At 63.7% G+C, this 23,827-nt stretch carries 26 protein-coding genes; 7 read left to right on the forward strand and 19 right to left on the reverse strand.

The window, feature by feature from the left end:
• Positions 1 to 7 precede the first annotated feature (7 nt).
• The 3 genes from rsmI to gshB all read left to right on the forward strand — a co-directional run bounded on the left by rsmI (position 8) and on the right by gshB (position 2,360).
• Entirely contained in the window at positions 8 to 901 is an 894-nt protein-coding gene (gene rsmI, locus JC607_RS15410) for a 16S rRNA (cytidine(1402)-2'-O)-methyltransferase (protein ID WP_198837795.1), read from the forward strand.
• 13 nt (positions 902 to 914) lie between these two features.
• The gene (locus JC607_RS15415; RefSeq protein WP_198837796.1) at positions 915 to 1,331 is read left to right on the forward strand and encodes a YraN family protein; all 417 of its coding nucleotides are present in this window, start codon (positions 915 to 917) and stop codon (positions 1,329 to 1,331) included.
• Positions 1,332 to 1,415: 84 nt separating this feature from the next.
• A complete protein-coding gene (gshB, locus tag JC607_RS15420; protein WP_198837797.1) occupies positions 1,416 to 2,360 on the forward strand; it encodes a glutathione synthase in 945 nt (314 codons plus the stop codon).
• Positions 2,361 to 2,362: 2 nt separating this feature from the next.
• Here gshB and JC607_RS15425 read toward each other — a convergent pair whose 3' ends face one another.
• From JC607_RS15425 to cobU, 4 genes are all read right to left on the reverse strand, one after another.
• The gene (locus tag JC607_RS15425) at positions 2,363 to 3,871 is read right to left on the reverse strand and encodes a YifB family Mg chelatase-like AAA ATPase (RefSeq protein ID WP_198837798.1); all 1,509 of its coding nucleotides are present in this window, start codon (positions 3,869 to 3,871) and stop codon (positions 2,363 to 2,365) included.
• 107 nt (positions 3,872 to 3,978) lie between these two features.
• Positions 3,979 to 4,860: a glutathione S-transferase gene (locus tag JC607_RS15430; RefSeq protein ID WP_198837799.1), complete on the reverse strand. Its 882-nt coding sequence runs from the start codon at positions 4,858 to 4,860 to the stop codon at positions 3,979 to 3,981.
• A gap of 73 nt (positions 4,861 to 4,933) precedes the next feature.
• Positions 4,934 to 5,494: a histidine phosphatase family protein gene (locus tag JC607_RS15435; protein ID WP_198837800.1), complete on the reverse strand. Its 561-nt coding sequence runs from the start codon at positions 5,492 to 5,494 to the stop codon at positions 4,934 to 4,936.
• The gene (gene cobU / locus JC607_RS15440) at positions 5,491 to 6,030 is read right to left on the reverse strand and encodes a bifunctional adenosylcobinamide kinase/adenosylcobinamide-phosphate guanylyltransferase (protein WP_198837833.1); all 540 of its coding nucleotides are present in this window, start codon (positions 6,028 to 6,030) and stop codon (positions 5,491 to 5,493) included. Before cobU ends, JC607_RS15435 begins: the two co-directional genes overlap by 4 nt.
• A 99-nt stretch (positions 6,031 to 6,129) precedes the next feature.
• Between cobU and coaBC the strand changes: the two genes are divergently transcribed.
• A complete protein-coding gene (coaBC, locus tag JC607_RS15445) occupies positions 6,130 to 7,323 on the forward strand; it encodes a bifunctional phosphopantothenoylcysteine decarboxylase/phosphopantothenate--cysteine ligase CoaBC (protein ID WP_198837801.1) in 1,194 nt (397 codons plus the stop codon).
• Here the strand turns inward: coaBC and JC607_RS15450 are convergent.
• The 10 genes from JC607_RS15450 to JC607_RS15495 all read right to left on the reverse strand — a co-directional run bounded on the left by JC607_RS15450 (position 7,320) and on the right by JC607_RS15495 (position 18,155).
• Positions 7,320 to 8,183, reverse strand: a complete 864-nt coding sequence (locus JC607_RS15450; protein ID WP_233092935.1) for an ABC transporter permease — start codon at positions 8,181 to 8,183, stop codon at positions 7,320 to 7,322. The two genes, coaBC and JC607_RS15450, sit on opposite strands and share 4 nt — an antisense overlap.
• Positions 8,180 to 9,061 (reverse strand): ABC transporter permease, encoded by an 882-nt coding sequence (locus JC607_RS15455; RefSeq protein ID WP_198837802.1) that lies wholly within the window; start codon positions 9,059 to 9,061, stop codon positions 8,180 to 8,182. Before JC607_RS15455 ends, JC607_RS15450 begins: the two co-directional genes overlap by 4 nt.
• Positions 9,058 to 10,140 (reverse strand): ABC transporter ATP-binding protein, encoded by a 1,083-nt coding sequence (locus JC607_RS15460; protein ID WP_198837803.1) that lies wholly within the window; start codon positions 10,138 to 10,140, stop codon positions 9,058 to 9,060. The genes JC607_RS15455 and JC607_RS15460 overlap by 4 nt, the downstream gene beginning before the upstream one ends.
• 80 nt (positions 10,141 to 10,220) lie before the next feature.
• The gene (locus JC607_RS15465) at positions 10,221 to 11,339 is read right to left on the reverse strand and encodes an extracellular solute-binding protein (protein WP_198837804.1); all 1,119 of its coding nucleotides are present in this window, start codon (positions 11,337 to 11,339) and stop codon (positions 10,221 to 10,223) included.
• A gap of 734 nt (positions 11,340 to 12,073) precedes the next feature.
• Positions 12,074 to 12,505, reverse strand: a complete 432-nt coding sequence (gene mnhG / locus JC607_RS15470; RefSeq protein WP_198837805.1) for a monovalent cation/H(+) antiporter subunit G — start codon at positions 12,503 to 12,505, stop codon at positions 12,074 to 12,076.
• Positions 12,502 to 12,783, reverse strand: coding sequence for a K+/H+ antiporter subunit F (locus JC607_RS15475; protein WP_198837806.1), 282 nt, complete (start codon positions 12,781 to 12,783; stop codon positions 12,502 to 12,504). The genes mnhG and JC607_RS15475 overlap by 4 nt, the downstream gene beginning before the upstream one ends.
• Entirely contained in the window at positions 12,780 to 13,271 is a 492-nt protein-coding gene (locus JC607_RS15480; protein WP_198837807.1) for a Na+/H+ antiporter subunit E, read from the reverse strand. The genes JC607_RS15475 and JC607_RS15480 overlap by 4 nt, the downstream gene beginning before the upstream one ends.
• Positions 13,268 to 14,896 carry a monovalent cation/H+ antiporter subunit D gene (locus JC607_RS15485; protein ID WP_198837808.1) on the reverse strand — a complete coding sequence of 543 codons (1,629 nt, stop codon included), beginning with the start codon at positions 14,894 to 14,896 and terminating at the stop codon, positions 13,268 to 13,270. Before JC607_RS15485 ends, JC607_RS15480 begins: the two co-directional genes overlap by 4 nt.
• Entirely contained in the window at positions 14,893 to 15,252 is a 360-nt protein-coding gene (locus JC607_RS15490; protein WP_092899698.1) for a Na+/H+ antiporter subunit C, read from the reverse strand. The genes JC607_RS15485 and JC607_RS15490 overlap by 4 nt, the downstream gene beginning before the upstream one ends.
• The gene (locus JC607_RS15495) at positions 15,252 to 18,155 is read right to left on the reverse strand and encodes a monovalent cation/H+ antiporter subunit A (protein ID WP_198837809.1); all 2,904 of its coding nucleotides are present in this window, start codon (positions 18,153 to 18,155) and stop codon (positions 15,252 to 15,254) included. Before JC607_RS15495 ends, JC607_RS15490 begins: the two co-directional genes overlap by 1 nt.
• Positions 18,156 to 18,640: 485 nt before the next feature.
• Here JC607_RS15495 and JC607_RS15500 point away from each other — a divergent pair, with 485 nt between their 5' ends.
• The 3 genes from JC607_RS15500 to JC607_RS15510 all read left to right on the forward strand — a co-directional run bounded on the left by JC607_RS15500 (position 18,641) and on the right by JC607_RS15510 (position 20,470).
• Positions 18,641 to 19,147, forward strand: coding sequence for a hypothetical protein (locus tag JC607_RS15500; protein ID WP_198837810.1), 507 nt, complete (start codon positions 18,641 to 18,643; stop codon positions 19,145 to 19,147).
• A gap of 136 nt (positions 19,148 to 19,283) precedes the next feature.
• On the forward strand, positions 19,284 to 19,580 hold the full coding sequence (locus JC607_RS15505; RefSeq protein WP_198837811.1) for a hypothetical protein: 297 nt from the start codon (positions 19,284 to 19,286) through the stop codon (positions 19,578 to 19,580).
• Positions 19,581 to 19,609: 29 nt separating this feature from the next.
• Complete coding sequence (locus JC607_RS15510) at positions 19,610 to 20,470, forward strand: cation transporting ATPase C-terminal domain-containing protein (RefSeq protein WP_198837812.1); 861 nt, start codon at positions 19,610 to 19,612, stop codon at positions 20,468 to 20,470.
• 94 nt (positions 20,471 to 20,564) lie between these two features.
• On the opposite strand, the gene JC607_RS15515 is transcribed toward JC607_RS15510, so the two are convergent.
• From JC607_RS15515 to lptC, 5 genes are all read right to left on the reverse strand, one after another.
• Positions 20,565 to 21,029 carry a PTS sugar transporter subunit IIA gene (locus JC607_RS15515; protein WP_198837813.1) on the reverse strand — a complete coding sequence of 155 codons (465 nt, stop codon included), beginning with the start codon at positions 21,027 to 21,029 and terminating at the stop codon, positions 20,565 to 20,567.
• Positions 21,030 to 21,075: 46 nt separating this feature from the next.
• Positions 21,076 to 21,651: a ribosome hibernation-promoting factor, HPF/YfiA family gene (hpf, locus tag JC607_RS15520; protein WP_092899688.1), complete on the reverse strand. Its 576-nt coding sequence runs from the start codon at positions 21,649 to 21,651 to the stop codon at positions 21,076 to 21,078.
• A 255-nt stretch (positions 21,652 to 21,906) separates the two neighbouring features.
• Entirely contained in the window at positions 21,907 to 22,683 is a 777-nt protein-coding gene (gene lptB / locus JC607_RS15525; protein WP_198837814.1) for an LPS export ABC transporter ATP-binding protein, read from the reverse strand.
• The gene (locus JC607_RS15530) at positions 22,683 to 23,198 is read right to left on the reverse strand and encodes an LptA/OstA family protein (protein ID WP_198837815.1); all 516 of its coding nucleotides are present in this window, start codon (positions 23,196 to 23,198) and stop codon (positions 22,683 to 22,685) included. Before JC607_RS15530 ends, lptB begins: the two co-directional genes overlap by 1 nt.
• A complete protein-coding gene (gene lptC, locus JC607_RS15535) occupies positions 23,195 to 23,827 on the reverse strand; it encodes an LPS export ABC transporter periplasmic protein LptC (RefSeq protein WP_198837816.1) in 633 nt (210 codons plus the stop codon). The genes JC607_RS15530 and lptC overlap by 4 nt, the downstream gene beginning before the upstream one ends.

Below are 23,827 nucleotides of genomic sequence, written 5' to 3' on the forward strand. Positions count from 1 at the left end.
GAATGAGATGGTGGGAAGTTCGGAAAATTCTCCCCGCTGGCGGGCCTCCGCCGGTCGGGTCGAGCCTGGTCTGCATATGGTCGCCACTCCGATCGGGGCGGCGCGTGACATCACGCTCAGGGCATTGGATATCCTTGCCGGGGCCGATGTGCTGGCGGCCGAGGATACCAGGACGCTCCGGCACCTGATGGAGATCCACGGCATCGCGCTGGAGGGACGACCGCTGATCGCGGTGCATGACCATAACGAGAAAGGCATCGCATCACGGATCACCGGGCTTCTCGCCGAGGGCAAATCGGTGGCCTATGCCTCGGAAGCGGGGACACCGCTGATCTCGGATCCGGGCTTTGGCCTGGCGCGGGCGGCGGTGGAGGCGGGGGCGAAGGTGCTGGCCGCCCCCGGGGCCTCGGCGCTGCTGGCCGCTTTGGCGGTGGCCGGGTTGCCGACTGACCGCTTCCTCTTCGCGGGCTTTCCGCCGGTCGCCGCAGGCGAGAGGCAGCGGTTTCTCACCGGGGCCACGCGCGGCGACGCGACCCTGGTGCTGTACGAATCGCCCCGCCGGATCCGTAAGACGCTTGCGGAGCTGATCGCGATCTGCGGGCCGGACCGACCGGTTGCTGTGTGCCGCGAGCTGACCAAAAGACACGAAGAAATCCTGCGTGGGTCGCTGGCCGAAGTGCTTGAACGTCTTGGTGATCAGGACCCAAAGGGCGAGATCGTGCTGGTTGTCGATCGCGGCGCGCCCGAACAGGTCGGACTGGAATCCATCGCCGTGGCGCTGGATCAGGCCCTTGCAACGATGCGCGTTAAGGAAGCAGCAGCATTTGTCGCGCAAACTCTGAATGTGCCGCGCCGTGAGGTCTATCAGATGGCCCTTGCGCGCAGTCAGAAACCGGAATGACGCAGGACCTGCCATGCCCCTTGATTTCGTTCAGGATGATATCGTTCCCTCTGCGCGGCGAAGACGCGGATTGTGCAGCCATCTGACCGGCCTCGCGGCCGAAGAAGCGGTTGCCCGCAAATATCAGGCGCAGGGCTATAAGATCCTCGCCAGGCGCTGGCGTGGGGCAGCCGGCGAGATCGATATTATTGCCGGCAAAGGCGATGATCTCGCAATCGTCGAAGTCAAAAGCGCGCGCAGTCATGATATCGCAGCCGGGTATTTCGGGCACGCGCAGCAGATCCGGCTTGGCGCCTGTGCCGAGGAATATCTCCGGGAAATCCACCTGGGCGGCCGCGATCCGATGACAATTGTGGATATGCGTTTTGATCTGGCGCTGGTTGATGGCCTGGGGCGCATCGACATCGCAGAGGCTGCCTTTTTTCTCTGATCCAAAGCCTGGCAAAAGGCACAGACGGGTTTGCATCGGCTGCCGCCTTGCGGCATCAAAGGGGCAGAACAGCCGGAGCATGTTATGGCACTCAAGGTCGCCCTTCAGATGGACCCGATCGGATCGGTCAATATCGACGCCGATTCCACTTTCCGCATTGCGCTGGAGGCCCAGATCCGCGGGCACAGGCTGTTTTTCTACACCCCCGACCGGCTGGCCTTTGTCGAAGGGCGGGTCCTCGCGCGTGGCCAATGGATCGAGCTGCGCCGCGAAAAGGGCAATCATGTCAGTTTCGGCGCGGAGACCGAGGTCGATCTCGCCGATTTCGATGTCGTCTGGCTGCGCCAGGATCCGCCATTCGACATGGGGTATATCACCACGACCCATCTGCTCGACCTGATCCGGACAAAAACGCTGGTGGTCAATGATCCGTTCTGGGTCCGGAACTTCCCGGAAAAGCTGCTCGTGCTGCGGTTCCCCGACCTCACCCCTCCGACAGCCATCGCCCGCGATCTTGAAACGATTCGCGCCTTCAAGGCCCGGCATGGCGACATCATTCTCAAGCCGCTTTACGGCAATGGCGGCGCCGGTGTGTTCCGGCTGGATGAGAATGACCGCAACCTTTCGTCGCTTTACGAGCTCTTTACCTCGATGTCGCGTGAACCGATGATCGTACAGAAATTCCTCCCCGCCGTGGCCAAGGGCGACAAGCGGGTTATTCTGGTCGATGGTGAACCGGTTGGTGCGATCAACCGGGTGCCGCAGGCGGGTGAGACGCGTTCAAATATGCATGTGGGCGGGCGGCCCGAAAAGATCGGGCTCAGCGACCGCGATCTCGAGATCTGCCGCCGTATCGGCCCGACCCTGCGCGAACATGGCCAGATCTTCGTCGGTATCGACGTGATCGGTGACTGGCTGACCGAGATCAACGTGACCTCGCCCACCGGCATTCAGGAGCTGGAGCGGTTTGACGGCACCAATGCCGCCGAGAAAATCTGGCAGGCGATCGAAGCGAAGCGCGCCGGCTGACCCTATCCGATTGCGCCCGGCGAGAGCCGGTAGGAGGCCGCTTCGGCAATATGGTTGCGGCGCAGCGCGTCGCTGCCCTCGAGATCCGCGATTGATCGGGCGACCCGCAACAGGCGGTGATAGCCGCGCGCAGACAATCCCATGCGGTCGGCCAGCAGGCCGATCAGCGCGCGGCCCCCGGCATCGGGGCTGGCAAAGCGCTCAAGCGATTCGCCGGCGAGATCGGCATTGGTCTGCCCCTCGGCCCCCAGCCGATCGGCCTGGACATCGCGCGCGGCCTGCACCCGGGCCGCGACGACGGCAGAGCTTTCGCCATTCGCCGGCAGGTCAAGATCCGTGAACGCGACCGGCGGAATTTCAATTCGCAGGTCGATCCGGTCCATCAGCGGGCCAGAGATCCGCCCCAGATATTCCGCCCCGCAGACCGGCACCCTTGCGCAGGCGCGGGAGGGGTCGGTCAGATAGCCACAGCGGCAGGGATTGGCGGCGGCAACCAGCTGGAAACGGCTCGGATAGCGGATATGCGCATTTGCGCGGGCGACGGTCACTTCCCCGGTCTCGATCGGCTGGCGGAGCACTTCCAGCACCTGGCGGGAAAACTCGGGCAATTCATCAAGAAACAGGACACCATTATGCGCAAGACTGATCTCGCCCGGTTTCGCGCCACGCCCGCCCCCTGACATCGCCGCCATCGATGCAGTGTGATGCGGCGTGCGAAATGGGCGGCTGCGCGAAATGCCGCCGCCGGTCAGCAGCCCCGCGAGGGAATGGATCATCGAGGTTTCCAGTGCCTCGGCCGGGCTCAACCCGGGCAAAAGCCCGGGGAGACGCGCGGCGAGCATGCTTTTCCCTGATCCTGGCGTGCCGGTCATCAGAAGGTGGTGGCGTCCGGCGGCCGCAATTTCAAGCGCGCGTTTGGCGCGTTCCTGGCCTCTGACCTCACGCAGGTCAGGCCCGGCGGCGCCAGGCCGGATCTCTCCCGGGCGCGGTGGCGTCAGCACCGCCTGACCGGTGAAATGGCGTACCACCTCGGCCAGTGAAGCAGCGGCGATGACTTCAGTCGCGCCAACCCAGGCCGCTTCCGCACCGGAGGCACTGGGGCAGAGCAGGGTGCATTCCTCTTCGGCAGCGGCAAGCGCCGCAGGCAGAGCGCCGACGACCGGCAGCAGGCGGCCATCCAGCGACAGCTCGCCCAGGGCGAGGACCCGCGCGACCTCATCGCGGGGCAGGATGTCGATGGCCGCCAGCAGCGCCAGCGCAATCGGCAGGTCGAAATGGCTGCCCTCTTTCGGCAGATCCGCCGGCGCGAGGTTGATGGTGATGCGCCGGTTCGGCAGCGCGATGGACAGGGATTGCAGCGCGCTGCGCACCCTTTCGCGCGATTCGCTTACCGCCTTGTCGGCCATGCCGACAAGCATGAAAGCCGCGGCCCCGCCCTGGATCGCGCATTGCACCTCGACCAGCCGCGCCTCAACCCCTTCAAAAGCCACGCTATAGGCGCTGGCGATCATGCGCGCTTCCCCTTGCCCGAAGGGCTCAGCTTGCGCGAAGACCGGTTAGCGAAGGGTTAACGAAATCACCTTCCGACACGGCGGGGCCTGTCACACCGTAAGGCCTGTCACACCGTAACACCCCGGAGCAGTGCCATGAAGGCGGGCCAGGCTTCCGGATCGGCCGCGGTCTTGTCGCGGCAAAACGCGTTGCAAAACCCGAGCCGGCGCCCGGTCAGTTCCAGAACATGTGTCACCGGCTTGCCGGAATAGGGGCAGGCCGCGTTCTCGGCTTCGGTTCCCGCGACCGCTTTCGCGGGCAGCGGCACCGGGCCGGGCCAGTCGCGGCGCGGCCAGTCGCGGCGGTAAACCTGTTGATCCGCGCCATCCACCAGCCCCATTGCGCGCCAGCGCCGGAATGACGGATGCGCAAGATGCGCGTTCACATAGGCGCTGGCCGCCGCACCGACCGGCAGGTTGTAGCCCGCGATCCGGGCCGCAACCGGCGCGAAAAACACATCTGCTGCCGAATAATCGCCGCAAAGCCAGGGGCCGCGCCCGCCAGAGACCCGGCGTGCGTGATCCCAGATCACCTCGAGCCGGGCGAGGTCGTTCAGCACCGCCTCGGGCGGTTGCGCGTCCTGGTAGGACACCCGCAGATTCATCGGGCAATAGTCGCGCAGCGCGCCGAAACCGGCATGCATTTCCGAGGCCAGCATTCGCGCCGTGGCGCGATGGGCGGGATCCTTTGGCCAGTGACCGGCCTCCGGGTGGCGGCTGGCCAGTTCCTCGGCGATGGCGAGGCTTTCTGAGACCACGGTGCCTTCGGGCATCCGTGCGGTCGGTGCGGTGCGCGAGGGCGCATAACTGGCAAGCAGGCGCGGCAATTCGTCGGAATAGAGCCGGGCCGTGTGCAGCCGCACCGGAATTCCAAATGCATCAAACAACAGCCAGCCGCGCAGCGACCAGCTGGAATAGGCGCGGTCGCCGATCACCAGATCGTAACTCATCCCGGGTCTCCTTTGGCGCGCAGCCTGGCGGGCAGTGGCCAGGAAGGGAAATGCTGAATTGTGGCCGGATCCATCACGGAATGTGATTGATCTGATGCAGCTGGCCCGGGCGGAACCCGATCGAAGTCACCGAGAGATTGTCGATTTTATGCGACAGCACCTCAGCCGCGGTGAGACCGCCTGCCAGCTGCACCGCTGCAAGGATCGCGCCGAAATGGGCGACGATGATCAGCTCATCGGCCTGTTCGGCCAGGCGGTTCAGCGCGGTTCCGATCCGGGCGGTCAGATCGTCCCAGCTCTCTCCGCCCGGCGCGCGTGGGGTACCCGCCTGGTCCCAGAAGGCGCGGATCAGGACAGGGTCGGAGACTTCGGCTTCGGCATAGGTCTTCATCTCCCAGGCGCCGAAATGGATCTCGCGCAGATCCGGGTCATGGGCCAGGCGCAGGCGGGGCGCGAGACAGTCGGCGGTGCAGATCGCACGCGACAGGTCCGAGGACACCACCGGGACATCCGGCAGATAAGCGTTCAGCCGCGCGATCTGCGCATGATCCGACAGATCGGCGGGAATATCGGTCCAGCCCACCATCGCTTTCGCATGGGTCGGGCCGTGGCGCACCAGCCAGAAGCGGCTCATCGCGCCACCTCAGGGAGTGTTCCTTTCAGGGCCAGCGGCAGGCCGCACATCACCGCGACGACCAGTCCGGCCTGCTGCGCCAGACGCTGGTTCAGCCGCCCCTGTTCATCGCGAAACCGCCTGGACAGCGCATCGCCGGGAACGATGCCCTGGCCGACCTCATTCGTGACCATGATCACCGGGCCGCGGGCGGCGGCCAGCGCGATCAGGAGCACCTCGGTCTCATTTTCAATGTCGTTTTCCGCCAGAAGATGATTGGTCAGCCAGAGCGTCGCGCAATCAAACAGCGTCACACTGCCCCCGGGCGCGGCGGCGACGGCGGGGGCGGCGTCGAACGGGGTCTCGAAAGTCTCCCAGTCCGGACCACGGTCTTCGCGATGCTGGCGGATGCGCTCGGCCATCTCGGTGTCGAAGGCCTGGGCGGTGGCAATATAGCGCCGCTTCAGCCCTGACCCGAAGGCAAGGCGCTCGGCACAGGCGGATTTCCCGGAACGGGCACCGCCGGTGATCAGGGTGAAGGGAGGGAGCAGGATCATGGCGCGACTATAGCGCGGGCGCCGCGATGTGCCAGCGGCGTGACGATTGAGTTCCCGCCGCATGCAACCTAAGTTCCCTTTCGCAATGGAGGGCCAGTCATGCTTGCCGGTAAACGCATTCTTCTGATCGTGGGTGGCGGCATCGCGGCCTATAAGGCGCTGGAACTGGTGCGGCTGCTGCGCAAGGCGGGCGCTTCGGTGACCCCGGTCCTGACGAAAGCCGGGGCGGAATTCGTGACAGCTCTGTCGCTGTCGGCGCTGGCCGGAGAGCGGCATTACCAGGAACTGTTCGATCTGATGGATGAGGCCGAAATGGGCCATATCCAGCTGTCGCGGGCGGCGGATCTGCTGGTAGTCGTGCCCGCGACCGCCGATCTTATGGCGAAGATGGCGACGGGCCGGGCGGATGACCTGGCCTCGACCCTGCTTCTGGCGACCGACAAACGGGTCATGATCGCGCCGGCGATGAATGTGCGTATGTGGCACCACCCGGCGACGCAGCGCAACCTTGCGACCCTGCAAGAGGATGGTGTGCTGGTGGTTGGCCCGGACCAGGGCGAGATGGCCTGCGGCGAGGTCGGCGCCGGGCGGCTGGCAGAGCCTGCGGTGATCCTTGCGGCGATCGAGGCCGCTTTCGGGCCAAAGCCCCTGCGCGGCAAACATGTGCTGGTGACCTCCGGCCCGACGCATGAGCCGATTGACCCGGTGCGCTATATTGCGAACCGGTCCTCCGGCGCGCAGGGGACGGCGATTGCGGGCGCGCTGCGGGATCTGGGGGCGAGGGTGACCTTTGTCACCGGCCCGGCAGTTGTGCCGCCGCCGCAGGGGGTGGATGTGGTCGCGGTCGAGACGGCGGCCGAAATGGCGCGTGCGGTGAAGGCTGCGCTGCCGGCGGATGCGGCGGTGATGGCGGCGGCAGTCGCAGACTGGCGCGTGGCCAATCAGGGCGCGCAGAAGATCAAGAAGGATGGCACCGGGAACCTGCCCGCGCTGCACTTTGCCGAGAATGAGGATATTCTGGCGGAGGTGTCCAAAGGCAGCCCGCGTCCGCGCCTCGTTGTCGGTTTTGCGGCCGAGACCACCGATGTGGTGGAACACGCGACGGCGAAACGGCTCAGGAAAGGCTGCGACTGGATCGTCGCGAATGATGTCTCGCCCGCCACTGGGATCATGGGCGGGACGGAAAACGCGGTGGTTCTGATCACGGATCAGGGCGCCGAGACCTGGCCCCGGATGCACAAAGAGCAGGTCGCGCGGCAGCTTGCAGAGCGCATTGCCGCCGCGCTGGCTTAGCCTTCTTTGCGCCCGCCTTCTTTGCGACGGCGGTTCAGTTCCATCACCAGGGCTGTGACAATGGTCAGTGCGATCAGGATCAGGGCAAGGGCGTTAACCGCAGGCGTCAGCCCGGTGCGGACCTTGGTCGCGATATAGACGGTCAGCGGCGTGTCGGTGCCACGGACAAACAGCGTCGTGTTGTAGTTCTCGAAGGATTGCAGGAAGGCGATGAACGCCGCCGCGATCAGCGCCGGTTTCAGGAATGGCAGCAAAACCCGGCGGAAGATCATCCATTTCGACGCGCCAAGGCCAAGCGCTGCCTCTTCCTGGGCGCGGTCGAACCTTTGCAGCCGCGCGACCACCATCAGCATGACATAGGCGGTGATAAAGGTCGCCTGGGCCAGCACGATCAGGAAGGTGCCGCCGCCGATCCCGGCCTGGCGCCACAGGATCAGCGTGGCGATCCCGATGGCCACGCCGGGCGTCAGCAGGGGCGACACCATGACCGCGTAGAAAATCCCCCTCGCACGTGCATCGAGGCTGGTGAGGAACAAAGCGGCGGCGGTGCCGACCGGCAAAGCGAAAGCAACCACCGCGAGGCCGATCCCGAGGGAAAGCCACAGCGCCTTCCACATTGCCTTGTCGTTCCACAGCTCCTGAAACCAGCCCATCGTGGTGCCAAGCCAGGGCGTGACCGTCGGGAATTTCGAGGTGTTGAAGGTTGCCGCCGACATGATGATCAGTGGCAGGAAGAGATAGGCCAGAAACAGTGTCAGATAGGCGATGAACAGCAGTTTCGGCAAAGCGCGGGACAGGCGGTCGAGGGCCTTGACAGGGCGGGCGGCGGGGCGGGCGGTGACGGGGCTGGTCATCGTCATTTCGCAACATCCGCCAGATTGACGCGGAAGATCTTCAGCGTGACCATCACCACCGCCATGCACAGAACCAGCAGCACCAGCGCATAGGCCGCGCCCCGGTTCCAGTTTCCGCCCTCAAAGAACCAGTTGTAGATGATCTCGGTGAACCAGCGGCTCCCGGGCGATCCGAGCAGTGCAGGTGCCACATAAGACCCGGCCGCCAGCATGAAGGTGAAGACGCAGCCTGTCGCGATCCCGGCTTTGGCATGGGGGATCACGATCCGCCGGTGGATCCGCCAGGTCGAGGCGCCGAGGTTCTTCGCGGCTTCAAGCTGTGCGGTCTCCAGCGTCGAGATCGAATTGTAGATCGGGAAGAGCATGAAGAGGATATAGGCATAGACCATTCCGGCCAGCACGCCGAAGTCACCCTGCCAGCGTACCGGCGCGTCGATCAACCCGATCGAGAGAAGGAAAGCGTTCAGCGGGCCGTTGAAGGAAAGGATGATGAACCAGGCCAGCGTCCGCAGCACCTCATTGATCCAGAAGGGAATGATCAGCGCAATCAGCATGGCGCGTGCGCCGCGGATGGTCGCGACCTTGGCCATCCAGAAGGCCAGCGGATAGGTGATCGCCAGCGTCGCCAGCATGACGAGGCCCGAGCCCCAGACGGTTTTCAGAAAGATCGCGCGATGGACCCTGTCGCCAAACAGCGCGGTGTAATTCTCGACCGTATAGACATCCTTCGGCCCGCCGATGTCATTGGGAAACAGCATCGGCTTCAGCGAGAAATTCAGCATCATCAGATTGGGCGCCAGCACCATGCCGATGATCCAGAGCGCGACCAGGGCGATGAAAAACCCGCCAAGGCCCGGCCCGAAACGTTTGATCATTTCAGTCATGCGGCGGCGCCCTTCTCGGAAAGGATCAGCGCCTCTTCGGGCTGGAAGCTCAGCCAGATCTGTTCGCCGGCTTGCGGTGCCTCGCCAAGCTGGCGGTTCGGGACGGTGGCCAGCAATTCCTGGCCATGTTCCGAGACGGCGCGCAGCATGGCGCTCGCGCCCTCATATTCCAGCGAAACGGCGCGGGCGCTCAGGCTGTTGGGGAGCGCGATGCGGCTCAGCGCCATGGCTTCGGGGCGGATGAAGATGCTGGCGCGCTCGCCATCTTCAAGGCCGGCGCCGGCGCGGCCGGTGAAACGGCCCTCGGCGGTGGTAAGGGTGGCGAGGCCAGCCTCAAGCCCGCGCACCGTGCCGATGATACCATTGGTTTCGCCGACAAACCGCGCCGTGAAGGGCGTGGCGGGATTGGCATAAAGCTCTTGCGGGGTGGCAATCTGTTGCAACACGCCTGCATTCATGACCGCCACGCGGTCAGACATGGCCAGCGCTTCGGACTGGTCATGGGTGATATAGATGAAGGTGACGCCGGTGCGTTTTTGCAGGGCGCGCAGTTCCGCCCGCATATGCTGGCGCAGTTTCAGATCAAGCGCGGAAAGCGGCTCGTCCAGCAAGAGGACCTGCGGCTCTACCGCCAGCGCGCGGGCGATGGCGACCCGCTGGCGCTGACCGCCGGAGAGCTCATGCACCATGCGCGTTCCATAGCCCGGAAGTGCGATGAGCTCGAGCAATTCTTCCGCGCGTTTGCGGCGCTGCGCTTTCGGCACGCCGCGCGCCTCAAGCCCGAAAGCGATATTTTCCCAGACCGGCATCAGCGGGAACAAGGCGAGCGACTGGAAGATCATCGCGGTCGGGCGACGGTCTGCCGGAATGCCGGCCATATCCTTGTCGCCGATCAGCACGCGGCCCGCGGTTGGCTCGGTAAAGCCCGCGATCAGGCGCAACAGTGTCGTCTTGCCGCATCCCGAAGGGCCCAGGATCGAAAAGAATTCCCCCCCGGCAATATGGGCCGAGAAGTGGTGAACCGCCTTCACATCGCCAAAAGCCTGTTCAACGTCGATCAGTTCGACCGAATGCGACATGCGGGTTCTCTCGCCAGTTGCTCAATGGAAAGGCTGCGGCGCGAGGTTGCGCGCCGCAGCGGGTCTTGTGAAAGGTCAGATCAGGCCGAGAGGAACTTGTCCTGGTATTCGTTGCGCAGGGCAACGAACCAGTTTTCCTGCACCGGCCACCACCACAGCTTCTCCAGCGCATCGCCCGGATAGGCGCCGGTGAAGAAGGTGCGCGAGGCTTCCGACAGATGCGCCTCGGCGCCGACGGCGGTCGAGTTGATCGAGGTGTGATTGGCGTAAAGCGCGCCGGCCTCGGGCGACAGCATGAAGTTCAGGAAGGCATAGGCCTGATCGACATTCTGCGCGCCGGTCGGGATCGAGATCCCTTCCATCCAGGCAAGGGCACCTTCTTTCGGGGCAATGAAGCCAACCGGGAGGCCTTCTTTCGCAAGGGTCGCAGCCGAGCTGTCCCAGGTCTGGCCGATCTTGGCGCCATTGGTGCGGAAGGCGCCCTGGGCCTCATTCTCATTCGACCAGAACTGGATGATATTTCCCTTGCGGGCAATCGCTTCGGCCAGCACGACGTCGTAATTGGCCTTCATGATGGCTTCGTCTTTGAAGCTGTCGAGGAAGGGATGCGGCAGTTTGCCTTCCGATTCCATCCACAGCGCCAGGCCGACGAGGCCGGAATGGCCGCGTACGGTGGCCTTGCCAGCCGATTCCGGTTTCCAGATGTCGCCGTAAGAGGCGGTGCCATATTCCAGCGGGTTATCGTTCCTGTCGAAGGCCAGCGCCTCGGTGCCCCAGTCGGTCGGAACCTGGTAGCGCTTGCCGTCAACCACGGCGCCCAGCACTTCCGAGGATTTCGCAGCCGAGGGCAGGCACTTGTCCCATTCGACCTTCGAATCGTCGATTTCTTTCAGGAGGCCGAATTCAACATAGTTCGGCACGCGGTCGACCGCCGGCCAGATGATGTCATAGCCGGTGCCATTCGAGGCGCGCATCTGGTTCAGCAATTCGTCATTGGTGCCATAGGGCGTGTAGGTCGGCTTGATGCCGGTGGCCTTTTCAAAAGCGGCCAGCAGGTCGTCGGAAATATAGCCGGCCCAGGCAAAGATATTGACCGAGCCCGACGAGCCCTGCGCCAGCGCCCCACGCGACACGAGGGGGGCGGCGAGCGAGGCGACAGCAGCGCCCCGGACAAATGAACGGCGGTTGATGAGGGTCACTGTTATGATCTCCGCTTGACCTGTCCTGGCCGGGATTGGCCGGGGCAGGATTGAATGTCTGACGCCGCCTGCCTAGAGCCGGTATGTATCGGGGACATAACCACGATGTAACGGAGGTGTAACAGGTTTTGTCTGGCTCACCTTAACCGGTGCTTCTTGGTCTGCCTAGCTGTCAGGCCCAGGTTCTTCGGAGGGGTGCCAGTATCGGGGCAGGGCCGCGGTGCCGGCCCGATTTTACAGATTTCCGAGTGTTTCACTTTACGGGTAAAGCCTCACTAAAATAGTCAACTATTTGAATCCATTTGCTTTTTCTTGACGGATGCGATTTTCCGGTTTAGAACGATTCTCAACGACAGCAAGCCAGCCGTTAGCCAAAGCGCCAGGGTCAGCCAGCTCTCGACAGAATTCCCGCCAGCAAGATGACGGCAGCGCGCCCGGCAGCCCAAAGCCACCCAGGCCAGCCCCCAGGATCATCCAGCCAGTCGGACCGACAGGACTCCTCGCCTCCCTGCACGCGAAAGACCGCCTCTGGCGGTCCGGCCAGCCAGGCAGCCAACCATCCCGCAAGCTTCGCAGCAGGCAGCCAGTCGCCACCCGCAGCGCGAAGCCAGAGCCAGACAGTCCCGGATCTCCAATGATCCAGAGTCCGCATATCACAATGCAGAAGGGCAGCCGTTCAGGGGCTGCCCTTTGTCATTTCCGGCGGATGTGAGCTGCAGCCACAGTCCTCGGCCTCAGTCTTCGCCCGGCGCATCCGCAGGATCGGCAAAGGCGGCTTCTCCCTCGGGCGGCGAGACCGGCCCGATCGGCACATCCGAGCGCGCGACGGCCCCGGGGATGCCGGGAGTTCCCTCGATCCGGTCGCGGTGCAGCGCGGCACGGCCAAGGAACATCATCGTCACCGGCGTGGTGATCATCAGGAAAATTCCGATCACCAGCTCGTGCAGGACCGCGCGGCCCTCGGTCCAGCTGACGAGGATCATCGAGGCGAGCAGGATCCCCGCCGCCCCCCAGGAGGTGCCGAGCGTCGGGGCGTGCAGCCGGTCGTAAAAGCTGTGCAGCCGCGCAAGGCCGACGGTTCCCAAAAGCGTCAGCGTGGCGCCAAGCACCAGGAAGAAGGCCACCGGCAGCGCGATCCAGGCAGGAAGCGTCTCGAGATAGGTCATTCGATCACCTCGCCCCGGATCAGGAATTTCGCAAGCGAGACCGTGGCGACAAAGCCCAGGACGCCGATCACCATCGCGGCCTCAAAGAAAAAGGGCGAGCCGACCCGGATTCCGGTCACGACAAACAAAAGCATCGCGGTGACGTAGAACGTATCAAGCCCCAGCACCCGGTCCTGGGCCCGCGGTCCGTAAAGCAGCCGGTAGCCGCCAAGACAGGCGGCGAGTGCGAGGGCGATCTGGGCATAGCCCAGGGCCAGGGACATGACGAGGGCGCTCATGCGGGAAAGGCCTCCAGCAACAGGGACTCATAGCGGGTGCCGATCAGTTTCACCCAGTCATCGGTCTCGATCATATCGAAGACATGCAGCAAAAGCGTGCTGGTCTCGTCGTCATATTCCACCCAGGCGGTGCCCGGCGTGGCCGTGATGATCATCGCCAAAAGTGCCAGCGGCGCCGGATCGCGCAGGCGCAGCGGGATTTCGATAAAGCCGGAATGCCGCCTGCCATGCCGGCCGCCGGTCAGGATCAGCCGGGCCACCGCATAGTTCGACCGCATGATGTCGAGCCCGACGATGAAGAAGAGCCTCACCAGGGCCATGGGGGCGCGCAGTTTCACCCGCTCCGGCTCGATGGCGGCAAGGGCGCGCGAGGCCAGTGCGGCCACGCCAAAGCCCAGCACCAGATTGCCCAGCGAGAAACTGGTCAGCAAAAGCCACAAAAGCAGCAGCGCGCAGGTCAGAAGGGGATGCGGGAAGAGCCTGGTCATTCCTGGTCCTCCGCGCCGACGGTCCGCCGGGTCGAGAAAACTCCGTCGGAATAGACCAGCGGGTCATGCAGCGCGCGCGAGGTGGCATCGGTATAGCGCAGCACGGAATCCCCCTTCACCGTGATGGCGAGCATCATCGCGACCAGCAGGATCACCGGCGCGAATTCCATCGCCAGCACCTTGGGTGGTTTCGAATCCGAGGCCCAGAAGGTCTGGATCCCGATCCGCACGAGGCCAAGGATGGTGGCAAAGCCCGAGATCATCAGCACCGCGAGGAAGGTCCAGGTCAGATAGGCCGGCACGCCTCCGACCCCGAGCATCCCCGACAGGATCGCCACTTTGCCGATAAAGCCCGACAAAGGCGGCAGCCCCGCGAGCACCAGCAGACAGACGCCAAAGCTGAGGCCCAGAATGGTCATGGTGCCCGGAATAGCCAGGCCGACCTCTTCATCCTCATCCTCGTCCTTTTCCAGCCCGTAAGCGTCGGCGGTCAGGGCCAGCATGGCGGCAATACCGCCTTCCTCGCGGCTCATCGGCTCCAGCAGCAGGAACAGCGTCGCGGTCGCGAGCGTCGAAGACACCATATAATAAAGCGCCCCCGACAGCATCGAACTGCCGCCCCCCGAAAGCGCAAGGCCGATCACCGCCAACACGGTTCCCGAGGAAATCAGCACCAGATGCGCGGCCATGCGCCCAAGGCTCTGGCTGCTCAACACGCCCAGCATCCCGAAAACCATCGTGGCCATGCCGCCCCAGATCAGCACTTCGGCGCCAAAACCGGCCGAGGCCCCGGCGCCGAGACCGAAGAACAGCATGGAAAGGCGCAGGATCACATAGACGCCCACCTTGGTCATCACGGAAAACATCGCCGCGACCGGCGCGGCCGAGGCCATATAGGTGATCGGCAGCCAGAAGGACAAAGGCCAGAGACCGGCCTTTACCAGAAACGCGACCCCCATGATCGCCGCCCCGGCATGGAACAGCGGCCGCTCGCTCGCGGGGATATTGACCACCATCTGCGACAGATGCGCCATCGAAAGCGTGCCGGTGACGCCATAGATCAGCGAAACCCCGATCAGGAAGAACAAAGATCCGGCGAGGTTCATCGCGATGTAATGGATGCCGGCGCGCACCTTCACCTGGCCCGATCCATGCAGCAAAAGCCCGTAGGACGCCGCCAGCAGCACTTCGAAAAACACGAAGAGGTTGAAGATATCGCCGGTCAGAAACGCGCCGTTCAGCCCCATCAGCAGGAACTGGAACATCGAATTGAAATGCTGGCCCTGCTTGTGCCAGTTGGCGCCGGCATAGATCATCGTCGGGATCGCCAGCAGGGCGACCAGAAGCAGCATCAGAGCCGACAGGCGGTCCAGCACCAGGATGATGCCAAAGGGCACCGCCCAGTCGCCCAATAGGTAAAAGCTGATCTCATTGCCGCCCGACAAAGGCGAGCCTTTGGAGCGGTTCAGCAGTTCGATCGCGACAAACAAAAGCGCGATGGTCGAGCCGATCGAGATCCCGAGCTTCGCCTTCCGCTGGCTCTCATCATAAAGCAGCATCAGGGCGCCCGCGATCAGCGGGATCAGGATCGGGGCAATGATCAGGTGTTCGGTCGCAAGCATCATTTGGTCTCACCGCTGCGGTCGGGTTCGCGGCCATCGACATGGTCGGTGCCGGTCAGCCCTTTCGAGGCGATCATGACCACCAGAAACAGCGCCGTGGTGGCAAAGCTGATGACAATAGCGGTCAGCACCAGCGCCTGGGGCAGCGGGTCGGCATATTCGGCGGCATTGATCCAGCCGCCTTTCGGCATGATCGCGGGCTTGCCGATGGTCAGGCGTCCCATCGAGAAGATGAAGATATTGACCGCATAAGACAAAAGGCACAGGCCGATGATCACCTGAAAGGTGCGCGGGCGCAGCAAAAGCCAGATCCCCGATGCGGCGAACACCCCGATGGCGGCGGAAAGCACGATTTCCATCAGGCGGCTCCTTTCTGTTTCGCGGCTTTCTCTTCGGCCTTTTCCTCTTCCAGCTCGCGCAGACGCGCGGCGCGCAGGCTTTGGTGGGCAATCGCGATCAGCAGCAGCACGGTCGCGCCGACCACCGCAAGGAAGACGCCAAGGTCAAAGGCCATCGCGGTCGCCATCGGCACTTTGCCGATCAGCGGCACATCAAGATAGCGCGCATGTGCGGTGAGGAACGGATAGCCGAAAAGCCAGGCCCCGATGCCGGTGGCGGTAGCGATCAGCAGGCCAAATCCCATCCAGCGGATCGGCAGGATGATGATCCGCGCCTCGATCCAGCGCACATTCGACGCGATATATTGCAGCAAAAGCCCGATCGCGACCGTGACGCCGGCCGAGAAGCCGCCGCCGGGCAGGTCATGGCCACGGAAGAACAGATAGGCTGCGATCACCAGCGTCACCGGGAACATCCAGCGCATGATCACCGAAGGGATCAGCATGAAATTCTCAAGCCGGTCGGCGGCATAGCCCTGTTGTTGCTCGGGCGCGCCGATGCTTTCGGATCCGGGACGGAAGCGGCGCAGCAGCGCATAGACCGTCAGGCCCACAATCGCCAGAACCGTGATTTCGCCGTAAGTGTCAAAGGCGCGGAAATCGACGAGGATGACATTCACCGTATTGGTGCCGCCGCCTTCGTAATAGGCGTTCCTGAGGAACCAGTCGCCGATATTCGGGACCAGCGGCCGGGTCATCACAACCCAGGCCAGCGCGGCCAGCCCGCCGCCGCCAATGGCGGCGATGATCAGGTCACGCCCGCGTCGCGCTTTTGAGATCAGAAGGTCATCGCCCGCGATCTCTTCGCGCCGTTTCGGCAGCCAGCGCAGACCCAGCAGCAGAAGAACCGTCGTCACGATCTCGACCACCAGCTGGGTCACCGCGAGATCCGGGGCCGAGAACCAGGCGAAGGTGACGCAGGTGATGAGCCCGGCGCCGCCCAGCAGGACCAGTGCCGCAAAGCGGTGATATTTCGCCTGCCAGGCCGCGCCGATGGCACAGGCGCCACCGACCAGCCACATGATCGCGAAGGCCGGGTTCAGCTCATTGCCGATCCGCTTTTGCGCCGGGGCGAGGTTGCCCCAGACCGCGACCGCAGCCGCGCAGATCCCAAGCACCACCAGAAGCCTGAGCTGCGTCTGCAGCCGCTCGGTGCCAAACAGCCGGTGCAGCGCGCGCGGCCAGACCCAGGTGAGCCTGAGCAGCAGCCATTCGTAAATCTTCTGCGCGCGGATGCGGTACAATACCGGCGGACCCTCGGGTCCGGCATTGATCCGGCCCCGCGCGGTGACCCAAAGCGCCGCCCCCGCCGCCAGCGCAAAAATGCTGATCATCAGCGGCGTGTTGAACCCGTGCCAGATCGCAACATGCGCGTCATGCATATCCGGCCCCAGAACCGCGCGACCTGCGACATTCAGGATCGGATCGGCGAGCCAGGGCAGGAGGCCGACCACCACACAGACCGCGACCAGCAGCTCGACCGGGAACCGCATCCAGTGTTTCGGCTCATGCACATGCTCATTGGGCAGGTTCTTTGCCTCGGGGCCAAAAAAGACCTCCATCACGAGGCGCAGCGAATAGGCGACCGAGAAGATCGAGGCGAAGGCCGCGATCCAGGGCAAGGCATTGTCCAGCACATTGCCGCCATGCAAGGCCATGGTCTCGGTCAGGAACATCTCTTTCGAGAGAAACCCGTTCAGAAGCGGCACACCGGCCATTGCGGCCGAGGCGATCACCGCCAGCACGCAGGTCACTGGCAGGGCTTTTCGGAGGCCCGAAAGCTTGCGCAGATCGCGCGTCCCGGTCTCATGGTCGATGATTCCGGCGGTCATGAACAAAGACGCCTTGAAGGCGGCGTGATTGCAGATGTGGAAGATGGCGGCGATGATCGCGGCCTCGGTCCCCATGCCCGCAAGCGCGGTGATCAGGCCAAGATGCGAGATTGTTGAATAGGCCAGCAACCCCTTCAGGTCGTGGCGGAACAGCGCGATCACGGCGCCCAGCGTGAAGGTCAGCATCCCGATGCCGCAGACCAGCCAGAACCACAGATCGGTGGCGCCAAGGCTGGGCTGGAAGCGGATCAGCAGAAAGACCCCCATCTTCACCATGGTCGCGGAATGCAGATAGGCCGAAACCGGCGTCGGCGCGGCCATGGCGCCGGGCAGCCAGAAATGAAACGGGAACTGCGCCGATTTGGTGAAGGCGCCGATCAGGAACAGCACCAGCACCACCGGATAGAGCGGATGCGCGGTGATGATCTCGCCCGAGCGCAGCACCAGATCAAGATCATAGCCGCCAACGATCTGGCCCAGAACCAGCATGGCAACCGTCAGCGCAACGCCGCCCCCCGCCGTCACGATCAGCGCCATCCGGGCACCGTCACGGGCTGACTGGCTCTGATGCCAATAGCCGATCAGGAGGAAGGACATGATCGAGGTCAGTTCCCAGAACACGACCAGCATCAGGATATTGCCGGACAGGAGCATTCCGATCATCGCGCCGGTGAACGCCATCAGAAAGCTGTAAAACCGTGGCACCGGATCGGTTTTTGCCAGATAGAACCGCGCATAGATCACCACCAGAATGCCGATCGCCAGCACGATGAAGGTGAACATCCAGGCGAAACCATCCATCCGGAAATTCAGGTTGATCGACAGGATCGGCAGCCAGCGCACAAGGCTGCGCACCACCTCATCTTCCGAGATCTGCGGGTAAAGCGTGATCAGAATCACAAGGCCACCGGCAAGCGACAGGCCCGAGACCCAGGCGGCCGCTCCATGGGAATTCACCGGAAGCGTGGCTGCGGCAATCGCTGCCAGAAACGGCAGCAACACGAGAATGAGGATCAGGTTCTGCTCGATCATTCTGTGGCCGTCACTCCTGTTTTGTCGCTTGTCATATCCCTGCCCGCGCGCGCGCCTGAAACCACGCTCTGACACACCGCTATCCGTGCCCCGAAGGGATCGGCTGCGGCGGTTCGCTTGTCATGACAGACAAGGCGCGAAAGGTTTCCGGGGAAAACCGGGGGGGAAGTTGTTTCCAAAATGGAAGATACAGGCCCTGGATTACAACCCCATAACAGCCGAAACCGGCAGGAAAATGTCGGCTTTTCCATGGTTTCGCGGCGTCAGCGCGACATTGTGATGATCAAAAAGCCTTTGCAGGCCGGGGATTGTGCCCCGTTGTGATCACAAAACCTGCCTCCCTGGGGCGACGCCCGGTCCTCGCGGCCGGGCGGTGCGGGTCTGATCAGGATCAAGGACCGGTATGGCTTTCGCGCCATGGTTGATATGCGCATCGCCCGGTGGCACCGCGAATATCACCCACAAACAAAGGGCAGGTCCGCGTGGTGGCACGAACAGCAGAGCTGACGCGCGCACCCGCAGCTGAGGCCCATGCGCAGAAGGTGGCGGCGATGCTTGCGGCGCAGAAGGGCTCGATCCCGCCGGGGGGCGTGACCGGCTGCGCCGCCCTGGCCGATGCGCCGCCGGGGGATCGGCATTCGATGGCGTTTTGCGGCGCATTGGTCGCCACGGGCGAGGCCCTTGCTGTGGTGGTCGCGACCGGAGAGGCGACGCAGATCGGGCAGATCAGCGGGCTCCTGGCGGCGGTCGGCACGCTGGAGACGTCACTGCTGCGCCGGATCAATGGCTTTGGTCGCCGCTTTTCGGATTTTGCCTTTTCCGCCCCGCTGCTGCTCTTCGTCATCGCAGTTGCCCTGCGCGGTTTCGCCTGGGACGAGGCGCGGATGGCGGTGGTGGCGCTTGCGGTCGGGCAGGTGCCCGAATGGCGGCGGCAGTGGTCACCATCACGCTTGCACTCGGGGTGCGGCGCATGGTGGCGCGCCAGGCCGTGATGCGGCACTTGCCGGCGGTCGGGACGCCTGGTGCAATCCTGGTGATCTGCTCTGACAGGACCGGCACGCTGACCCGCAACGAGATGGCGGTGCGGGCTAAGATCCCGGCGCGTATCAGGTTGAGGCCACCGGCGCGATGCGCGATCTGCTTCTTTGCAGCATGCTTTGCAATGACGCGGCACTGCGCCCCAGGGGCGAAAGGGTGCTGGGCTTCGCGCTGAAGGAGGTGCCGGAGGATAAGGCCTGCATCAGCTTTGCCGGTCTCGACGAAGGGCTGGTCCTCCTTGGTCACGCCGGTGTCATCGATCCGCCGCGCGATGAGGCGAAACAGGCCATCGCGGAATGCAGCGGGGCCGGCATCGCGGTGAAGATGATCACCGGAGATCACGGCTTTACCGCCCGCGCCATCGCGGGAGCTGGGGCTGGCGGGTGATCCCGTGGTGATCAGCGGCCAGGAGATGGATGGCGATCACCGAGGCGGAATTCGCCGCTGCGGTGGGGCGTATGGATGTCTTCACGCGCACCGCGCCCGACCATGAGCTGCGCGTCGTCCAGACGCTGGAGTTGCGGGGCCGGGTGGCGGCGATGACCGGCGACGGGGTGTATGACGCGCCGGACTTGAAACCGGTCGATGGCGGTAGCGCGATGGGGATCAAGGGCACAGAGGCCGCGAAAAAAGCCGCTCAAATGGTGCTGACGGATGATGATTTCGCCTCGGTCGTGGCGGAGGTGCAGGACAATATCCGCAAGGTGATCGCCCGGAGAATGCCGACCAATGACGGCGAAGCGCTGGCGGTGACATTCGCGATCCTTTGCGGCTTTGCGATGCCGATGAGGCCCGTGCAGATCCTCCGGATCAACCTGATCCTCGCGGGCAGGCTGGGTCTTGTGCTGGCCTTTGCCCCCCCTCAGCCGGGCCGTGATGCACTTCGCGCCGGCGAGGGACTTCTGAGCCCGTCCCTGATCTGGCGGATCGTCTTCGTTTCGGGTCACTGCGCGGTTTTTTCACTCGGTCCGTTCTTCTGGGCCCAGGGGCAGGCGCGCGACCCTGAGACTGCGCGCACCATGGTGGTGAACCTGCTGGTGGTGCCCGGGGTCTTCTGTCTGTTCAGTGTAAGATACCTGCGTATAACCTCTTTCACCCCGACCGGGGTGAAGGGAACCGGCCCGGTTCTTGCAGGCGATCTTCGGCTCTCGCCCGCTGAGTTTCGCAGAGGGCGCAGTGATCCTGGTCCGGGGATGATGTCGCTCGTGATCCTCGAAATTGAAGGCACGTTCTGCGACATCGCTTTGGCTGACCCAGGCAGAGAGATGAGTATTTAAGTCAAGGGGAAGACAGCCTGCTTCCGCTTGAGGAAAATACTCTGGGGGTCCGGGGGTGAAACCCCCGGCTGCCGCCCGCCCGGGCCGCGCGAAATTACGCTTCCTGAGTGCTGCGCGCCTCTACGAGGATCGCATGCAGCTTTGCGGGATCGGTGTTGGAACGCAGTTTCGAGACCACGCTCTGGTCGCGCATGGTGCGGCTGACCAGGGCCAGTGCCTTCAGGTGATCGACCCCGGAATCCTTTGGCGCCAGCAGACAGAAGATCAGATCCACCGGCTGGCGGTCGACTGAATCATAATCCAGCGGCTTTTCCAGCCGGATGAAAATACCGGCGATACGATCAAGCTCTTCGATCCGCGCATGGGGCAGGGCGATGCCATGCCCCACGCCGGTCGGACCCAGCGTCTCACGTTCCTGCAACCCGTCTACTGCGGGATCGGCCGGGATGCTCCAGGCCGATTGCGCGATATCCCCCAGCTCCTGGAAGAGGCGTTTCTTCGAAGTGAACTGGCCGACCACGCGGACGGCAGAGGGGACGAGAAGACTGGATAGTTCCATGAGAAAGCAGAAATCCTGTGGTCAGGCAGGGAAGGGCACCGGCCCGTCACCCGCTGTTGCGAGGGTCAATCCAGCCGATGTTGCCGTCGTCACGACGATACACCACGTTCACGCCCCCATGGCCTTCATTGCGAAACACGAGCATTTTTTGCCCCGCCAGTTCCATTTGCATCACGGCCTCGCCGACGGTGATCGAAGGAATCTTCGTCTCCATCTCGGCAACTACGACCGGAGCAAGGGTTTCTGGCTCGGCATCCTCGTGTTCCTCGGATGGGGCGAGGATATAGGACGAGGCGGCGCCGAATTCAACTGGCCCCTTGCGATCGACATGGTGGCTGCGCAACCGGCGCTTGTAGCGGCGCACCTGCTTGTCCAGACGTTCGCGGCAGCTCTCGAAAGCGGCATAGATTTCCGTTGCATTGCCTTTGGCCGAGACATTCAGGCCGGTGGCGAGGTGGATCGTCGTCTCGCAGACGGATTCATGCGCCGCGCGCGAGAAGACCACCAGGCAATCGGTGGCACGCTGCGCATATTTTTCGATCAACTCGCCAATTTCGGCTTTGACATGAGTGGTCAGGGCCTCACCTATGTCGATTTGTTTGCCGCTGATCTGGTAGCGCATGATAACTCCTCTGCTTTCAGGGCCGGGCCGGTGAACATGCTGTCACGAACCCGGGTCTTCAAAGACATCTCGTCAGTCGGGTCGTCTTTCTGATCTGGGGGCTGGCGGGAAAGACCGCAAGGCGGCGGGGCCATTTACGGCCGCCCTGACCTCGGTTGCGGTGGGCAATGCTTGCGCTCATATGACCATTTGGTGACAGCGCGCGCGGCCTGTCAACCGAATCGTCAGACCTCTGCACGAGATCGCGCAAATGGCTCAGGCCATACGAAAATTTTCGCCCAGATAGACGCGGCGGACGGTCTCGTCGCGGATGATTTCATCCGTGGTGCCCGACATCAGCACCTTGCCGTCATGCAGGATATAGGCGCGGTCGACGATGCCCAGCGTTTCTCGCACGTTGTGATCGGTGATCAGCACCCCGATGCCGCGCGATTTCAGGTCCTGGACGAGGTGCCGGATCTCATTGACGGCAATCGGATCGACCCCGGCGAAGGGTTCATCGAGCAGGAGATATTTCGGATCAGCGGCAAGGCAGCGCGCGATTTCGACCCGCCGGCGCTCGCCGCCCGACAGTGCCAGGGCAGGGGCCTGGCGCAGATGGGTGATCGAAAACTCCGACAGCAGCTCTTCGAGCCGCTCGCGCCGTTTGTGGCGGTCGGCATGGGCGATTTCCAGCACGGCGAGGATATTGTCCTCGACCGAAAGGCCGCGAAAGATCGAGACCTCCTGCGGCAGATAGCCAATGCCAAGCCGCGCACGGCGATACATCGGCAAAGGCGTCACATCGCGCCCGTCAATCAGCACCTGGCCGCCTTCGGGCGTCACAAGACCGGCGATGGAATAGAAACAGGTGGTCTTTCCCGAACCATTGGGGCCCAGAAGCGCCACCACTTCGCCGCGCCGCAGATCCATGGTCACATCGCGGATAACAGGGCGTTTCTTGTAGCTTTTCCGAAGGTTGCGGATCTGCAGCCCGGCGGATTCGGTCGCGTCCCGGGCGGCCGGCGGCTGCACATTATCGGCAAGAACCATCAATTGGCTCCGGGCAGGAAGGTGGTCGAAACGCCGCCCTCCATCAGGCCGGTACCGGATTTCATCCGGATCGTCAGCTTTTGCCCGGAAAGCGCGCTGGCGCCCTGGGTCAGCAGCACATCACCGGTCATGACGACAAGCCCGCTGTCGATTTCATAGACCGCTTCGCGTGATTCGGCGGCATCCTGCGCGCTGGCGATGGTCACGCCTCCGGTGGCATGAAGACGCCTGATCGCCCGGCTGTCGGCGGCATATTCGACCCGCACCTCTGCCGCAGTCAGGCGCATCTCGCCCTGGCCCACCAGCACATTGCCGGTAAACACCGCCGAGCCATCGGCATTGTTCACCGAAAGCGTATCGGCCTTGATCTCGACCGGCAGGCTGGTGTCCTGGGTCATCGGGCCGAAAGAGATTGTCGCTCCCTGCGCCAAAGCGGGCTGCACAAAGACGGGCGATGCAGCCAGCGCCAGAATGAGCGTCAGCGGCGAAAGCAAAAGGCGGGCAATCGGTGTCATGGCGTATCCGTTTCGCGTCCTGGTGCGCCTGGCTCATATACCAGCTTTACCGAGCCTGAGAAAACCAGAAGATAGGGGGAGGCGGCCCCGGTGTCACTCTGCTGTGTCAGGGTGAATCTTTCGGCGTCAATGGTGACCTGGGGGCCGCTTGCGGTGACCGCGCTGTCGCTTGCGGCGCCTGACCGGTCAAGCGCGGTGATCAGCCGCTCGGTGACGATGTGCAAGCCCGAGGATGTGTCGATCTCGACCCCGCCCGAAAGCCGCAGCTGATCGGATCCTGTGTCGAGTTCGGCATCTTTGGCGCGGATATCGGTGCTGCCGCCGCCTGGCATATCAAGGCGCACCACCACATCGCTGGCCCCGGCAGTGCGGGTGCCAGTGGCGGGCCGGGCGGCGCTGGCGGTCATGGTGATGGCGCTGCCATCCGAGGTGGTGCCGGCATAGGTCGGCGCGGTCATGCGGGGGTCGCGCACGAGATCTTCGACATCGATTTCGGCATAGCGGATCGCGGCGGTCGGATCGATGCGGTCGGCCAGCAGGAACAGCGTCGACAAGAGCGCCAGCGCCGAAAGCGGCAGCGCCACTTTCAGCCAGCCGACCAGCCGGGAATGTCGGTCGAGCCTCGGCAT

The organism is Paracoccus sp. IB05 (assembly GCF_016405985.1).
Classification (GTDB): Bacteria; Pseudomonadota; Alphaproteobacteria; order Rhodobacterales; family Rhodobacteraceae; genus Pseudogemmobacter.